The organism is Shewanella phaeophyticola (genome assembly GCF_025398315.1).
Lineage (GTDB): Bacteria > Pseudomonadota > Gammaproteobacteria > Enterobacterales > Shewanellaceae > Shewanella > Shewanella phaeophyticola.
The window spans coordinates 4,514,184-4,530,925 of sequence record NZ_JAODOQ010000001.1 but is presented as its reverse complement, the minus strand read 5'-3'; the positions used below and the strand labels follow the sequence as shown (position 1 = coordinate 4,530,925).

The following is a 16,742-nucleotide window of genomic DNA, read 5'->3' as shown; positions in this document are numbered from 1 at the left end:
ATAATGGCTCTACATTTGTGGATAAAAAGTTATATCCCTTTGTTTTCCTTGGCTCCCCCTACCTTTTCAGGACTATGGATTTTCATTAATTCTTGTTGCGATAATACCCCACCACCTAATGCCCGATATAGAGTAATCATTGATAATAAGCGATCACGCTTTACTTGGCTTAGGGTTAACTCTGCACTAAACAAACTTCGTTGAGCATCCATTAAATCTAACGAACTGGATACCCCGTTACGGTATCTGAGCGTCGCTAAACGAGTATATTCTCTAGATGCTACGACCAGACCTTGCTGAGCTTCAATAGCAAGCTTTGAGCGCCTAAAACTGTTCATGGCATCGGCCACTTCAAAGTATGCTCGTAGCACCGTACTGCGATAAGCCAAGCTAGCCTGCTTAAACTGTTCTTGTGACACCTGATATTGAGCAGAGATACTTCCAGCATTAAATATGGGAGCAGTAATCCCACCAAGTAAAGACCAAGTAACGCCTTTACTTTCGAATATACGACTGAGATCATCGGTCTCGGTACCATAGCTTCCAGTGATGGTAAACGTTGGGAAAAATGCTGTTTTAGCGATGCCTACATTCGCATTCGCGGCGATTAATGCTTGCTCTGCAGCATTAACATCTGGTCGTTGGGATAACATCTGCGATGGAACTCCCACACTAAAGCTATTCGGAAATAATTGAATATCTGTGTTAAATTCGGTTACGGTTTTAATCTCTAATGGATAAATAAATTCTCCGAGTAAGATCTTCAATTGATTCGATTTTTCTTGGCGCTCAAAATCTAAATTCGGCAGGGTCACTTTAGCACTCTGGTATTCCACTTCAGCCTGACGAACCTCTAACCCTGAGATCACACCATTTTGCTTACGTAACCGAGCCAAATCGCGTTCTTTTTTACGAATATTGACGGTATTCAATGATATTTGGTAGCGCTGTTCAATATCTAGCCACTCATAATAGCGGCTAGCAACATCACTAATAAGGCTTATCACAGCAAGGTTTAGCGTATCTTGAGCTGACAAAAAGCGCGCATACTCAGCTTCACTTCGGCGTTGGTTAGCCCCCCAAATATCAAGCTCCCAAGATACCGTACCTTCAAAGGTAAATTCATTGCTATGATCAGGATCGGTATTGGTGATTCCACTGTCGACCGAACGCTCTGCATCAAGCCCTAACTCCAAGGTTGGATATAACGCAGCATCGGTGATCGTAACTTGAGAACGTGCAGCAATCAAACGTGACCGAACCGACTCCAAATCTAAGTTTTGCGCTAAAGCATGAGTAATAAGTACTTGAAGATCTGGGTCTAAGTAGAATTCTTTCCAATTTGATAAACCAAGATTACTCTGTGAAACTTGAGCTAAGTCGCTATGATATTGGGTGGGTAGTCCAAGCTCCGGTTTTTGATAATCAGGTGCCATTGCACAACTAGCCAAAAACAAGCTCAATCCAATTGATAACATAATATGTGTCAACCACTGAGACCTTGAAAATGCTTGAGCGTTATACATTATCAGTCTCCTTTGTTGTCACTAGATTGGATTGACTAACATCAATGTTTATTTTAGATTTCAGCCATCCCGCCGTGGTGACAAAAAATAACGGTACCATCACAATGCCAATCGTGGTGGCAAATATCATCCCACACAGAATTGGAATTGATATACTTTGCCTACTCACAGCACCAGGCTCTACAGATAACACCAGCGGTAAGACCCCAAGAATAAAGGCAATAGAAGTCATTAAAATAGGTCTAAAACGCATCGTTGCCGCTTCTAAAGCCGCATCAACACGGCTCTTACCTTCTTTATGAAGTTGGTTGGCAAACTCAACAATCAAGATTGAGTTTTTGGCGGCCATACCGATGAGCGCAATAAAAGCAACTTGGAAAAATAAGTTACTTTCCATGCCACTGACTAACGTCCCTAGAGAGGCGCCAAGCATGGCAATAGGTGCAATTAATAACACCGCAATAGGAATGGTCCAACTCTCGTAAAGCGCAGCAAGAAACAAAAACACAAATACCATGGCCAGACCCACTGCAATACTGGTTTGATTTGCTGATTGAACTTCTTGGTAAGTAATACCCGTCCATTCGTAACTGAATTCATTAGGTAACATAGGTTTAGCCACACGATCAATGGCTTTAATGACATCACCAGAGGCATAACCTTGTCCAGGGGTTGCATTGATAGAAGCACTGCTAAACAAATTATAATGCGTCACTGCCGCAGGATAGACGGAGTACTCATACTTTGCTAATACTCCTATAGACACCATGGCACCAGTGCTGGAGCGTATATAGTAATCCTTTATCTGTTCTGGAAATTGACGATATTCCTCTTCTGCTTGCACTTTGACCCTATAAACCCGGCCAAATAAATTAAAGTCATTGACCGTAGATGAGTCTGTAAACGTTTTAATGGTGCTATAAATATCGGCAACATTCACACCAATAGCCATCGCCTTGGCTTCATCAACAGTAAGATGAAGCTGAGGAATAGCACTCTGTAATGACAAGCTTGCAGTAGCAATTTCTGGTTGCAGTTTGAGTGCTTCAACCAGTTCATCAGCGGTTTCCATTAAGCCTTTGAAGTTAGTTCCAGAAGTATCTTGCAACTCCATCTCAACCCCTGAACCATTTCCAAGCCCTGGCACGGCTGAGGGTAAATAGAGGTTAAAATCGGCTTCTAATATGTTTTGTAATGACGAACTAACCTCTTTCATCACCTTTTGTACCGTAGCGTCGTTTTCTGCTCGAACAGCCCAAGGTTTAAGAATAATTTCAAACTGACCATTCGCTTGATTCGAACCCGAGCGTTTATTCTCACCTGCAAGTGTAAATGAATATGCAATAGCGGGGTTAGCCAACACATATGCTTCAGCTTTTTTCAATACTGCTTGAGTGCGATTGACGGTTGCGCCATCCGGTAAAGTCATATCGATAAAAAATCGACCTTGATCTTCATCCGGCATAAAGCTTGATGGCAAAGTAGACATAATGAGATAAACACCGCCAACCATCAGCGCAAACAACAAATAACTGCGTTTTGCATGCTTAGTAGTAAGCGATACTAGCGCGGAATATTTACGGGTACTGCTATCAAGTTTGTCGTTCATCCATTTGAAGAATCCAGATGTGGGTTTATCGTCAGGTTTAAGCAATAAGGCACATAACGCAGGTGAGAGCGTGAGTGCAACAATCGTAGAAATTAACACTGCCACGGTTATTGCAACAGCAAATTCACGGTACATAATACCGGTGATCCCAGCCAAGAATGACACGGGAACAAACACTGCAGCCAGCACTAAGCTTGTCGCAATCAGCGCACCTGAAAGCTCTTCCATCGCGGCTCGTGTGGCCTCAACTGACGAGAGGCCATTTTCATTCATTAATCGTTCTACGTTCTCAACCACCACAATAGCATCATCAACAACAATACCAATGGCCAGCACCAGAGCCAGTAAACTCACCGTATTAATGGTAAATCCAAAGGCCAGCAAAGCCGCTAAAGTGCCAATTAACGATACGGGAACTGCAATCGCAGGAATTAACGTTGCGCGCACGTTCTGTAAAAACAGATATACCACCAAGATAACCAGAAAAAGTGCTTCAACCAGCGTTTTTACCACTTCATTGATTGAGTTTTCGATAAAAATGGAGGCATCGAAAAAGACTTCCCAATTCATACCTTGTGGAAATTTTTCAGCCAGTTTAGCCATCTCTTTCTTAACATTTTTAGTGACTTCTAAGGCATTTGCTCCAGGTAATAGATACACCTGTAAGACGGTTGCATTAGCCCCGTTGAGTTGTGATTGTAATGTGTAAGAAGATGAACCTAATTCTATCTGAGCAATATCTCGCAGACGAATGAGTGAACCATCATTATTGGCTCGAACAATAATTTCGTTAAACTGAGGAACACTGTTCATGCGTCCCTCTGCCGTAATAGGCATGGTCATGCTGAGCGCATCACTATTAGGTTGAGAGCCAATAGTCCCCGCTGGAGATTCTTTGTTTTGTGCTTTGATAGCACTGATAACATCTGCAGTGGTTAAGCCATAACCGGCCATGGTATCTGGTCGCAACCAGACACGCATTGAATAACTTCGTGCGCCAGTATTACGAACCCGCCCCACGCCAGGAATACGTTTAAGAGCTGATTCAATATTAATCGTGCCATAATTACTCAAATAAATTTCATCATAACGCTCATCACTAGAAGTCAAAGCAAGCTTAAGCAGCTCAACAGAAGCTTCTTTAGATACAGAAACGCCTTCGGTTTGTACGTCTATAGGTAAGCTGCCGGTTGCTTGCTGAGTTGAATTTTGTACATCGACAGCAGCAAGGTCGGGATCCGTACCAACATCGAACGTAATAGTGACATTGGCGCTGCCCGAATTTGTGCTTTTTGAACTCATGTAGATCATATTGGGCAAGCCGTTAAGCTCTTGCTCCAATGGTGTGGCCACCGACTCCGCTGCCGTTGTCGATGTTGCACCAGGATATGACGAAGACACTTTAACTTGTGGTGGGGTAATGTAGGGATATTGATCAATAGGCAATTGAAACATGGCGATAAGGCCAAGTAATACGATGACTATTGAGATCACACAAGCATAAACAGGACGATTGACAAAAAACTGAGCCATCAGTTTTGCTCCTGTTCTTGCTCTAATGCCTGTTGCTTAAGCGCTTGCTCTTTTAAAATAATATCTTCTCTTTCATGATATTGCTCCGCAGTTAATGGCTCAGCCAGTTGACCATGGCGGACACGATGCATACCTTCTACAATAACTAATTCACCCGCTTTTAAACCGCTCCTTACCACAACACCCATATTGCCCTGATGTTCAATTACAATAAAACGACGCTCAACTTTATTAGTGGGTAAAACCACCATAACATAAACCCCACCTTGCTCTACTTGAGTGGCTTTTTGCGGTATAACAATCGCGTTATGCACTTCATTGAGCTTCATACGCACATTCGTATATTGACCAGGAAGTAACTCTCTATTGGGATTGGGTAATTCAGCTCTTACTTGAAATGTACCTGTTTCTGGATTAACAGAGGGATCAGTAAAACCAACATCACCCAGATAACGATATTGGGTGTCGTCAGGAAGTGTAATGGTGACAAAACCTTCGACGGCTTTGCCCTCTGCCTCGGCTACTTTCTGCGCGGAGTTGCTCGTAAAACGTCGGCGAGCATTGAGATAATCCAAAGCTGACATATTAAATGTGACGTATATTGGATCTACTTGCTTTACGCGAGTTAATAAAGACTGACCACTGCTACCAACTAAAGCACCAATATCCACTTCTGAGCGACTAACAAGTCCAGAAATAGGTGCAGTTATTTCGGTATAACTTAACTCTAGTTCAGCCTCGTCAAGTTCAGCTTTACTAGCTGCAAGACTTGATTTTGCCTGCGAGAGAATTGAGATAGCATTATCAAAATCAAGTTGGCTAGCTGCATCTTGTTCATAAAGTGGCTTTAAACGTTCAACATCTCGTCTGGATTTATCTAACACAGATTGCTGTGATTCAACATTGGCTTTGAGCCTATTTACAACCGCTAAATAAGGACGATTATCAATGCTGTATAACAGATCACCTTCTTTAACTGGGCTGCCTTCAATAAAACTTTTATTTTGTACAAAACCATCCACTCGAGCCCTAACCTCAACATCTAATGAAGCTTGAGTTACGCCTACATAGTTGCCGAATAAAGGAACCGTAGCAGTATGAACTTGTTCGACAACGACCAATTTAGGCGTGATCATAGGTACTGGCTTTTCACAGCCTGACAATATCGCAGCAGAAACGAGCAGCGCAATGGAGAGAGTTTTGGGGATGAAAAAGTTTGTCATATCTATACCCTAAATCCTTTATGGTGAACGGTATTAACTTACTTTAACTTCATTTTATTTCGCTTGATTTACTCTTATAAAATATCAATAAAAAACAGCAAGATATTAAAATTACACTCTGATACCAGTGTAAGTTTAAACCTCAAACACAGCAAGGGGTGTGTTACATAAATTGCAGATTTAATAGCCGCATATTTTTAAATGCATATTGAAAATACTGATAAGATCTTTATCTTAACAGCGAATAAAAAAGCATCAAATAAAGAAGTTAGCGAAACTAGATTATCCTCAGCCTCTATCATTGTGTTTAAATTCAAACCTATATAAAACCCAAATACAGATAACAAAATTGATTCAAGACTCGACTCATCTTAAAGCACTAAATCATTCAAAATAATGTTTATCCACTGCTACATCTATTTTTAATTAGAACAATAAGCTACCGTAAACATAAACACGACCTAATTGCGTCTAATTAGAGCCTGCAGCTTATTGCGCTTTCCAGTTAATCGATTTGTTTGGCGCAACGCTCCATAATGTTTCAAGCTCAATGATGCTACTGGATATTGTTTCTAAGCAATCTGGCGAGCTTGTTGGCGATCTCAATGTAAAAAGCTGCCCCTTAAGATATTGCTCATGAGCCTGCTTAGATACCCAATGCGTTACAAGCATATAGTTATCCTCTAGAGTAATATGCCGCCAAATACGAGCGCTTAATATGCCAAGTTGCTGTGATAGTTGAGGGTTACACATGATCTGTTGTTCTTGAGTAAACGGATCCATGCTGCTGACTCCAGAACAGTGGGTAATACTCAATAACCCACCATGAAAAATGTCTACATTTACCCCTAAAGTGGTAGACATTAATTTGTAGTAATTAACAGCGCAATTGTTATAGGTACCTTGCTGTTTATTGTGTTCAAAGATCTCATCATGGGTGGTTTTCATAAATTCATCCACATGGGCTTGAGACGCCCAAAAACCAAGAATCGTTGCCGTACTTGATGAAATGTCCCATCCACCCGCTTGCCCACAAAATCCTTCACAATTAGACAGTTGATGCCACGAACATTGACTAGTAGAGAAATCATCTTTCTTGTTGTCATCAACACCACAAATAATCAATTTCGCAATCGTCAAATGAAGTCCTTAATATTCGATTTACTGTTGATTATTAGGTTATTTTTTTAATTAACATCCACATTATTTTCAATTCTATTTTTCTGCGGGAAAGTAGTAGACACGGTTAATTAATCCTTCAGAGAATTCATATACAGATATAGCCCGCTGCGACTTGAGACCATCTTGCCCTTGCCAGCTAGCAACCTCTACTGCGCTCACTCTATTTGTTGTCGAAAATACATCAGAAAGTACCGAACGGCATGTAGGACAAGATGTAAAATAAGCATTCATACTGTCAATTAAGTTCTGCTTGCCTCTTGCTTCTGCAATGAGCTGCTCATCAGCAATACTTAGCCACTCAATATCATCTGCAACGAATTTTGCCATCGCATTACTGTCGTGCTGATTAAAAGCAGTAATAAAGCGTTCAACGGTTTGAATATGAGGCTCTGTCAGTTCGTTAGAATGAACAAAAGGAGTAAATATTAATAGCCAAGTTAACGCGAACAATCTTAAAGTTTGCATAAATTCCCCATAATATAAACACTGTAAAAATCTGCTGATTATTGATGTCAATAAAGGTGGTTAAGCATTCTGTGATTAGTTTTGTAACAGGCTGATTTTACTTCACTATCAACAGCAGAATGTATGACACAATAAAACCACTCATCACAGCATAACTTATCTGAGCAGAATTAAAGCTAAAACTATCGCTTGATGAAATGATCCCTCGAAAATATATCTCGCCATTTTTTCGACTGTTAAACAATTGATATTCTAGAAAAATCACAAGGCCTAGCGTCATCAATAGAATGAAAGCCTTCTCCACCATAGAATCTGCATCAAGTGCCACTTGCATATTAAAGATCAAGGGCAAAAAAATCCAACAACCCTGCTAACTAAACACTTCAAAAAGTGACACCTCTTTCAAAATAATAAACACGAAACATTTTAGTATTTGTACCTTGCATTTTTTCAAAGGAATAAACTGTTTGTTGGACTAAATCGATAACCTGTTTAGATTAATTGTTATACGTTATTGCTTATACTTTATGCAAGATGGCAAAGAAACAACAGGATCATTTGTTATTGCTCCTTGGATTCTTAAAACACCCGTAGGTACTTGGTTACAATATGCCGATGAAGCGCTTATCTCGCTAGGGCTAACAGATCGATGACTAACTTTTAAATATAAAAAGTGACACTATTACTCGAACGGAAATCTAATACCATTCCACGTTAGTAAATGATCTCTCAGCGAGAATTTAAAAGGGCTTAAACAAGGCGTATGACTGAATGAATAGTTGTTCTCTTTCGAAGTCATGCAACGCAGTGTAAGCCCTTTAAAAACTCGCCTGAAAGGAATGTCCCAGCAGCTTTTGCTCTGCGTTCTCGCTATTTGAAAGGGAACAACCATTACGACATAGCGACGCCTTAATCAAAAACCGCTGGACGCATTCTGAGTGGTCACTTATTAATGCGGAATGGTATAAAGGCCAAACTTAAGAATTTATATAAAAAAACGCTATACAGCGTTCATTTCTGTATAGCGCTTTCCAGCAGTTAAATTAACGATTATCGCAACAATAACAATGGAATATTACTTTTGCTGATCATTTTGGTGGTATTGCTACCCACAAAAAATTCACGAATACGCGAATGACCATATGCGCCCATAACCATGAGGTCAATTTTATGGGTCACTTGATAAGCCTCTAACGCCGTTTGCACATCTCCTTGGTACACAGCTGTGGTCACAGAAAACGCTGCGTCACTTAATGACTCAACTGCGGTCGCCAGCTCAGCTGTTGCTTGCACTTGATTGTCACACACCATCACCAAGTGACACTCTAAGCCTTTTAACAGTGGACTCGTTGCGACTTGATTAAGGGCTTTTTTCGCCGTAGCACTGCCGTCGTAAGCAAAGATAAAACGCTTAGGTGCGGTAAACTCAGGCATAACCACTAAAATCGGTTGCTTAAGCGTGCGGATAACACTCTCAATATGGCTACCAATTGGATGATCCTGGTGTTGTTCACCTTGGCGTCCCATCACTACTAAGCGTGCATTAGGCTCTTGTTCTAACAAGGTTTCAATTAAATCGCCATGGCGCTGTAAGGTGTCTACCGCGACACTAGTTTGTTGCTTATTCACGCAGGTTTTAGCATCTTCGAGCATATATTTACCTTGCTCGAGTGCTAGTTTGCTTCTGCGGCCTTCAAGCTCAACCATTTCGTCGAGTAGGTGTTCACGCGTGCCTAAACCAATGCTGCCAGATAAATTCAACTGTGTTGGATACACAGATTTATCTAACACATGTAACAAGGTCACTGGCGCATCCATTTGGGTGGCCGCCCACACGCTGGCATTACATACCGCTAAGGTGGCTTTTGAACCGTCGATACAAGCAATCACATTTGTCATTATTGTTCTCCTTTTGTGGTGTTGCTCAGGGTTAGTGACCCGACATCATTTTTTCGACTTCTTCAGGTTTATCGTGCACCCCGAATTTATCAACGATGGTTGCACTGGCTTCATTTAAGCCAATTAACTCAACCTCGGTACCATCACGGCGGAATTTAATCACCACTTTATCGAGCGCCGATACTGCGGTGATATCCCAAAAGTGCGCTAGTGATAAGTCGATAGTGACTTTATCAACCACTTCTTTAAAATCAAATGATTGGCTAAACTTATCTGCCGAGGCAAAAAACACTTGGCCAACGATTTTATAATGACGGCCAGTTTCAGCGGTAATCTCTGAACTTTTAACCACCATGAATTGACCCACTTTATTGGCAAAGAATAACGAAGCCAACAACACCCCTACAAATACCCCAATCGCCAGGTTATGGGTAGCAACAACAACCACAACCGTGGCCACCATCACAAGGTTTGTCGACATTGGGTGATGTTTAAGGTTACGGATTGAATCCCAAGAGAAAGTACCGATAGACACCATGATCATTACCGCAACCAAAGCGGCCATAGGGATAAGCTTTAACCAGTCACCTAAAAATACGATTAGAATCAGCAAAAACAATCCGGCAGAAAACGTAGATAAACGCCCACGACCGCCCGATTTAACGTTAATAATCGACTGCCCAATCATGGCACAACCTGCCATGCCGCCCATTAAGCCGGCACCAATGTTGGCAATACCTTGGCCTTTACACTCACGGTTTTTATCACTTTGAGTGTCGGTTAAGTCATCAACAATGGTGGCTGTCATCATTGATTCTAGCAAACCAACCACCGCAAGGCCTGCTGAATAAGGCAAGATGATCATTAAGGTTTCAAGGGTTAATGGCACTTCTGGCCACAAGAAGATAGGCAAGGTGTCTGGCAGTTGGCACATATCGCCTACGGTGCGCACATCAATACCCATAAATACAGCAAAAATGGTTAACCCGACGATGCACACTAACGGTGACGGCAAGGACTTACCAATAACCGGAATAAGTGGGAATAAGTAAATAATCCCAAGGCCTGTAGCGGTCATGGCGTACACATGCCAGGTCACGTCAATCAGCTCAGGCACTTGCGCCATAAAGATTAAAATTGCCAAGGCGTTCACAAAGCCGGTCACCACCGAGCGCGACACAAAGCGCATTAAGTTACCCAGCTTTAAGTAACCTGCTGCAATTTGGAATACACCGGTTAATAAGGTGGCGGCCAGTAAGTATTCAAGGCCGTGCTCTTTGACTAAGGTCACCATTAACAGTGCCATTGCCCCCGTTGCCGCAGAGATCATCCCTGGGCGGCCACCGGTAAAGGCAATCACTACCGCAATACAGAACGAAGCATAAAGCCCCACTTTAGGGTCAACACCAGCAATAATAGAAAAGGCAATGGCCTCAGGAATTAACGCCAGCGCAACCACAAGACCGGCTAAAAGGTCTCCGCGGATGTTAGAGAACCATTCTTTTTTCATGGTTTGTATCATGTTATTCACTCTGTTTAAAATTCAGTCAATTATTTCAATAGTACGTGCTTATTTGAAACTGCAATGTCGCTACAGCTTCTAAAGTGTCGATCCGTCATGCAACGAGATGCTATCAAATATGAGGTAAAGCAAACTGCCACTACAAATGGATTGTCATAATCCAATTAGGAAGGGGTTAACGAATGCAGCTTATGTTCATGACATGCAAGACTTTACATGCATAAGGTTTCGCTTTGACTACACAGGTGCAACTCAAAGCAGCGACACAGAATATAGTTCAGCCCGTTGAAAGTCAAAATCTGTCACTAAAATAGTCCACGTTTTGTTATTTAAAACCACCTGAAACTTTGGCGTTAATTTGATTTACCAGCATTGTTGACTACAGTTAAACCTCGTTCAAATTACCGTACGTGGTGCTATTTCTTTTAACATTCAACCTAAAACATAAAGGGACATTATGTTTATTGCACTAACAGGCATGTTGCCCACACAACAATTTATTCAAATTATCAGTTTGTTACGATTACGCCCATTGTATCTTGTGCTGTATTTATTGCCGTTCAGCCCACTGCAAGCCACATCACAATCAATCCCCTCCACTTCACTCAAGCCTATTGTGGGCAATTGGATAATCGACACGCCTGAGCGGATTAGCTTATTACAGCTAAACCCAAACCAAAGCTACTTACACATTGAATTTAACTTGCTAGCACCACACCACAGCGTGGCCGAATGGGGCCAGACTCGCTATTACGCCTAATAGCGTGCGCTTTATTGCCAGTTATACTAATAATCCACGCGAGGGTTTGGTGGCGTATCAAATTACCCACCCCGCACACCAAATGACACTCACAAAAAGCAATACGGCCTTACTGCTCAATGTCGATAGCAATGCCGATAGCGTTACTGATAAACAATATCGTTATAACCGCAACACAACCCACCCCGTCTATGGCGTGTGGCACCAATTGTCGACTCCCGCGTTGAGTAGCTTAGTACTGCTAAACAACGGTTATTACGCCACAGTGCACATTAACTTGCATCAGGATCCACATACCGATTCCCACATTACTCACCTACAATGGGGCCGCTTTGAAGGACTACAAGGATTTAGTGAACCCATTTTTGATAGCCATCCACAACTTACATTAAACCCAATAAATGCTATTACCAGAATTATTTACCACCCGCAAAGTCAACAACTGGCATTATCTTTTGACCAAGATATCGACCACACCACTGATCATTTGCCGCTTTTTAAGCAATAAAGCGGTATTTACAGCTATTTAGTTACAATTTCTGCTGCAATCAGCTATTCAAATTCAAGTGATTACACTTCATACTGAGCCATTGCTGGTATCAATTTAGTGTTTAAAGGATATTCCATAGGTCAAGAAACCTCTAAAATCCTCGTTGTCGATGACGACATGAGATTACGTTCATTATTAGAACGTTACCTGCTTGAACAAGGTTTTCAAGTACGTAGCGCTGCCAATGCTGAACAAATGGACCGATTACTTGAGCGCGAAAACTTTCACCTTTTAGTACTCGACTTGATGCTACCCGGTGAAGATGGCTTATCAATTTGCCGCCGTTTACGCCAGCAAGAAAACCCAATTCCTATTGTGATGCTCACCGCGAAAGGCGATGAAGTCGACCGGATTATTGGCCTTGAACTGGGCGCCGATGACTACTTACCTAAGCCCTTTAACCCACGTGAGTTATTAGCGCGGATTAAAGCGGTAATGCGCCGCCAAACTGCTGAAGTACCGGGCGCGCCTGCACAGCAAGAAGAAATGATTGAGTTTGGTGAGTTTTCACTAAATTTAGCCACGCGCGAGATGTTTCATGGTGACGAAAGCATTGCCTTGACTAGTGGCGAGTTTGCCGTATTAAAAGTGCTGGTTAACCACCCACGTGAGCCTTTATCACGCGACAAGTTAATGAACCTTGCTCGCGGCCGTGACTACTCTGCCCTTGAGCGCTCTATTGATGTGCAAGTGTCACGTCTACGTCGTTTAATTGAAAAAGATGCTGCCAACCCACGCTACATTCAAACGGTTTGGGGTTTAGGTTATGTGTTTGTACCCGACGGCGCCACGCGAAAGTAATTCATGGAACTCAAGTTAAAATGGTGGCAGCGCTTCTTACCTCGAAGCGCGTTTAGCCAAACGGTATTATTGATTGGCAGCTTATTGCTGATTAATCAATTAGTGTCGTATTGGTCAGTCGCCGTTTACTTTATCAAACCCAGTTACGAGCAAATTAACCAACTGATTGCCCGCCAAATAAACATATTATTTGTTGATGGTGTTGATGTAGGCCGCGAACATCTCACTATGGTTGACGCTTTAAATGCCAAGGTACGTGACGATGGCATGACAGTGTACAATCAAAAACAAGCCCAGGAGGCCGGACTCGGCCAAGCCACTTATTACAGCTTTTTGTCTGAACAAATGTCGGTTTATTTAGGCGGTGAAGCAGAAGTGCGCTTTTCTCAGGGCGAAAATCTCAACGTGTGGATTAAGCCACCGCAAGCCCCCACATTATGGATTAAAGTGCCGTTAACCGGCATTAACGAGTCTGACTTATCACCTTTAACCTTATATTTATTAGTGATTGGTGCGCTTAGTGTCGCCGGCGGCTGGTTATTTGCCCGTAGGCAAAACAGGCCACTAAAACGCTTACAAAAAGCCGCCGTTGCAGTATCTCAGGGCGACTTTCCGCCGACATTGCCGTTAAGCGGCTCAACTGAAATTGTTGAAGTAACCCATGCGTTTAATCAAATGGCGCATAGCATGAAGCAACTTGAGCAAGACCGCGCCTTACTCATGGCAGGAATCTCCCACGATTTACGCACGCCACTGACTCGTATTCGGTTAGCGTCTGAAATGATGGTTGAAGAAGACCAATATTTAAAAGAAGGCATCGTTACCGACATTGAAGACATGGATGCCATTATTAACCAGTTTATTACCTATATTCGCAACGATCGTGAAGGTGTTCGCGAGCCTGATCAGATTAACCGCTTGATCCAAGAGATCAGCCAACAAGAATCGCACCGTGAAGAAACCATAGAGCTGTCACTCGGCAACTGCCCAGACATTGCCATGAATAGCGTTGCGATTAAACGTGTGCTGAGTAACCTAGTAGAAAACGCGTTTCGTTATGGCAATGGCTGGATCAAAATCAGCTCGTATCGCCAGAAAAAATCTGTCTGTTTTAGTGTCGAAGATAATGACTCAGGTATTGATGAGTCTAAGGTCGAGCTGTTATTTCAACCGTTTACTCAAGGCGACTCTGCTCGTGGCAGTGTAGGCTCTGGCCTAGGACTGGCGATTATTAAGCGGATTATTGACCGACACCATGGCAAAGTAGAACTGTCTAACCGCCCCGAGGGAGGATTAAAAGCTGAGGTTTGGTTGCCATTAATGGATACAAAACTCGCTGACAGTTGATGCTATCTATTTGGGATACGTGTTACCGTGCTGTTATGCTAAATATAAAGCAATGTGTCAATGCCGCGCACTTATGTGACTCATCTATGACAACCGACTAATTATCACTCATTAAATTGCACTGCTTAACACCTAACCACCACATCATTCTCTCTTTTACTTTTGCACCCACTAACAAAACAATACCGCAATCAACTGATAGCTAACACAAAAATACTCATATTTATGTTAGGTAATAAGTCTCACCCCGCACGATAAACTGTCATATTTGTGACATAAAATACTCACAATGAAAATTGTCTGAGTTTAGCTTGAATGAAAATATCAACCTTATCGCTGGGAGCTTCTGCGTTATTACTGATCCTCGCCGCCTCCCTGGCTGCAACCGTGCTGTGGAGTAATCAGCAACGGCAAGTGAGTGAACAACTCAATCAAAACTTGCAAAGTATTCAGCATACATTTCAATATGATGTGCGCCGTAATATCGATAAATATTTGCAAACCGGTCAAAGCAATTATCTAGAACAAGCCCGAACAGATATAAGCGATATTACCGACAGTATCAGTGCATTACAACAAGCACACCCACAACTCGACAGCGCCTCGCTAACCCAATTAATGGTGCAGCTTACGCAAGATTTAGACACAAAATATCGCGCTGCGGGAAAATTAGCTGGTAACCCGCGTCAATTGCTGGCGTTTGCCGAATCTGAAATGCTCAGTTACAGCCGCAGCTTAAGCCGTTACGCACAATCGGCGCCGCAAGATAATAGCGTGGCACAACAATATCTTGCTCTTAGCACAGAGTTACCCAGCCTGGTGTATCAGTTATCGCAGCTCACTCAATCCTTATTAATTGATAAAGATACCGGTGTTAGCAACAGCGTAAATTTCACCATAGAAACACTCAACACCTGGCACGATCAATTGCAGCAACTGCCTTTACTCGGTATTTATCGCACCGAAGAAGTCGACGAGTTTGCGCTAGGTAACGATGAACCAGAGCAAATTGAAATAGGCGAAACACCTCGAGCTGAGCTACTAAGTTTAAGCCTGCGCTACAGTAAAGAAGTGAGCAACACCGAGAACATGCTCAGCGAAAACCAGGCGGTACAAAACGCCCTTATTAATGCCACCAGCCAAGTAGAGCAACAACTCGTGGCATTAGCCGACATGCAAAACCAAACAGACCAACAATTAAAACTCAACTTACAATGGTTACTGTATGGCATGGTGGGCTTATTGGCACTGTTTGCCATAAGTTACTTTGTGTTACAACAGCGTCGTGTGGTCACGCCATTAAGGCGCTTAAACCGCGCATTTTCGATGTTAAGCGAATCGAATCAACGTGAACCGATTGCGGTTACCAGCCAATGTGAAACGGGGCAAATTGCCGCGCATTTTAATCGTTTATTACAACGTTTTGAGCAAGAGGACGAGCAGCAAAAACACAATATGGCTGTCGTCTCTAAGTCATTACGCGACTTAGTCATTCAAATTGGCTCGCTGTCAAATAGTACCCAAAAAACACAAACCGTAGTACAACAGGCTCAAGGGCAAACAACTGATTTAATTGAATTAGCCAACCAAGTAAACCAGTCGTCTAGTGAGCTGACCGTTCGCGCTCAACAAACCATGACCGACATGTTAGCCAGCCAGCAAGAAGCTCAGGGTGTATTAACGGCAACCGAACATACATTGTCTACGGTAAATCAATGTAACCACTCACTTAACCAGCTAAGCACCTCGGTGAATGACGCGGCTAAAATTGTTGACGTGATAGGCAATATTGCCGAACAAACCAACTTACTGGCACTAAACGCGGCCATTGAAGCGGCCAGAGCTGGCGAACAAGGTCGCGGCTTTGCTGTAGTTGCTGATGAAGTGCGTAATTTATCGCAACGCACCCAGTTGTCGCTCAAAGATATTATGGCGATATTAACTCAGCTCACCAGTTCAAATGAGGCACTAAGCCAAAGCGTCAATGACATTAGCGCCGCCTCTGAGCAACAAAAAACACGTGCCCAAAGTCTGCTAACCGTGGCTAAACAGGTACAGCAACAAGCCAGTGACATGGCAAACAGTGCCAGCCAGGGCAGCGAACACGCTAAGCAGCAAGTGCATTATCTCGATGAGTTCGTACAGGCGATGGACAGCTTAATGCACCGCGCTAAAGATGCGTTTGAACAAAACGAAACCATCGCGCATGAGGTCAGTAACAGCGTCGACAATATTGAACAAAACCTCGGCATTGGCGAAACCAAAGCGCCATTCTCTACGCCATAAAAATGGGCGCCACATTGGGCACCCATTTTGATTCAATCA

General features: G+C 42.7%; 12 protein-coding genes. 5 read left to right on the top strand and 7 right to left on the bottom strand.

Annotation, left to right across the window (positions count from 1 at the left end; genetic code table 11):
- Window positions 1–29 precede the first annotated feature (29 nt).
- From N4T56_RS21085 to N4T56_RS21055, 7 genes are all read right to left on the bottom strand, one after another.
- Window positions 30–1,526, bottom strand: a complete 1,497-nt coding sequence (locus N4T56_RS21085; protein ID WP_261734575.1) for an efflux transporter outer membrane subunit — start codon at window positions 1,524–1,526, stop codon at window positions 30–32.
- Window positions 1,519–4,668, bottom strand: coding sequence for an efflux RND transporter permease subunit (locus N4T56_RS21080; RefSeq protein WP_261734574.1), 3,150 nt, complete (start codon window positions 4,666–4,668; stop codon window positions 1,519–1,521). The genes N4T56_RS21085 and N4T56_RS21080 overlap by 8 nt, the downstream gene beginning before the upstream one ends.
- Window positions 4,668–5,891 (bottom strand): efflux RND transporter periplasmic adaptor subunit, encoded by a 1,224-nt coding sequence (locus N4T56_RS21075; protein WP_261734573.1) that lies wholly within the window; start codon window positions 5,889–5,891, stop codon window positions 4,668–4,670. Before N4T56_RS21075 ends, N4T56_RS21080 begins: the two co-directional genes overlap by 1 nt.
- 489 nt (window positions 5,892–6,380) lie before the next feature.
- Window positions 6,381–7,031, bottom strand: a complete 651-nt coding sequence (locus tag N4T56_RS21070) for a YdbC family protein (RefSeq protein ID WP_261734572.1) — start codon at window positions 7,029–7,031, stop codon at window positions 6,381–6,383.
- Window positions 7,032–7,106: 75 nt separating this feature from the next.
- Window positions 7,107–7,538: a nuclear transport factor 2 family protein gene (locus tag N4T56_RS21065; RefSeq protein ID WP_261734571.1), complete on the bottom strand. Its 432-nt coding sequence runs from the start codon at window positions 7,536–7,538 to the stop codon at window positions 7,107–7,109.
- A 1,050-nt stretch (window positions 7,539–8,588) separates the two neighbouring features.
- Entirely contained in the window at window positions 8,589–9,437 is an 849-nt protein-coding gene (locus tag N4T56_RS21060; RefSeq protein ID WP_261734570.1) for a universal stress protein, read from the bottom strand.
- Between the two features lie 31 nt (window positions 9,438–9,468).
- Complete coding sequence (locus tag N4T56_RS21055) at window positions 9,469–10,959, bottom strand: SulP family inorganic anion transporter (protein ID WP_261734569.1); 1,491 nt, start codon at window positions 10,957–10,959, stop codon at window positions 9,469–9,471.
- 457 nt (window positions 10,960–11,416) lie between these two features.
- Between N4T56_RS21055 and N4T56_RS21050 the strand changes: the two genes are divergently transcribed.
- The 5 genes from N4T56_RS21050 (at window position 11,417) to N4T56_RS21030 (ending at window position 16,703) form a co-directional block, all read left to right on the top strand.
- A complete protein-coding gene (locus N4T56_RS21050) occupies window positions 11,417–11,719 on the top strand; it encodes a hypothetical protein (protein WP_261734568.1) in 303 nt (100 codons plus the stop codon).
- A 49-nt stretch (window positions 11,720–11,768) separates the two neighbouring features.
- Entirely contained in the window at window positions 11,769–12,227 is a 459-nt protein-coding gene (locus N4T56_RS21045; RefSeq protein WP_261734567.1) for a hypothetical protein, read from the top strand.
- A 99-nt stretch (window positions 12,228–12,326) separates the two neighbouring features.
- On the top strand, window positions 12,327–13,070 hold the full coding sequence (gene ompR, locus N4T56_RS21040; protein WP_315903078.1) for an osmolarity response regulator transcription factor OmpR: 744 nt from the start codon (window positions 12,327–12,329) through the stop codon (window positions 13,068–13,070).
- A gap of 3 nt (window positions 13,071–13,073) precedes the next feature.
- A complete protein-coding gene (gene envZ / locus N4T56_RS21035; protein ID WP_261734566.1) occupies window positions 13,074–14,417 on the top strand; it encodes a two-component system sensor histidine kinase EnvZ in 1,344 nt (447 codons plus the stop codon).
- 315 nt (window positions 14,418–14,732) lie between these two features.
- Window positions 14,733–16,703: a methyl-accepting chemotaxis protein gene (locus N4T56_RS21030; RefSeq protein ID WP_261734565.1), complete on the top strand. Its 1,971-nt coding sequence runs from the start codon at window positions 14,733–14,735 to the stop codon at window positions 16,701–16,703.
- Window positions 16,704–16,742 lie beyond the last annotated feature (39 nt).

What these genes read in the sequence shown, in the direction of transcription:
- N4T56_RS21085 (WP_261734575.1), bottom strand. Translation starts at nt 1,526, where the DNA reads ATGTATAACGCTCAAGCATTTTCAAGGTCTCAGTGGTTGACACATATT.
- N4T56_RS21080 (WP_261734574.1), bottom strand. Translation starts at nt 4,668, where the DNA reads ATGGCTCAGTTTTTTGTCAATCGTCCTGTTTATGCTTGTGTGATCTCA.
- N4T56_RS21075 (WP_261734573.1), bottom strand. Translation starts at nt 5,891, where the DNA reads ATGACAAACTTTTTCATCCCCAAAACTCTCTCCATTGCGCTGCTCGTT.
- N4T56_RS21065 (WP_261734571.1), bottom strand. Translation starts at nt 7,538, where the DNA reads ATGCAAACTTTAAGATTGTTCGCGTTAACTTGGCTATTAATATTTACT.
- N4T56_RS21060 (WP_261734570.1), bottom strand. Translation starts at nt 9,437, where the DNA reads ATGACAAATGTGATTGCTTGTATCGACGGTTCAAAAGCCACCTTAGCG.
- N4T56_RS21055 (WP_261734569.1), bottom strand. Translation starts at nt 10,959, where the DNA reads ATGATACAAACCATGAAAAAAGAATGGTTCTCTAACATCCGCGGAGAC.
- N4T56_RS21050 (WP_261734568.1), top strand. Translation starts at nt 11,417, where the DNA reads ATGTTTATTGCACTAACAGGCATGTTGCCCACACAACAATTTATTCAA.
- envZ (WP_261734566.1), top strand. Translation starts at nt 13,074, where the DNA reads ATGGAACTCAAGTTAAAATGGTGGCAGCGCTTCTTACCTCGAAGCGCG.
- N4T56_RS21030 (WP_261734565.1), top strand. Translation starts at nt 14,733, where the DNA reads ATGAAAATATCAACCTTATCGCTGGGAGCTTCTGCGTTATTACTGATC.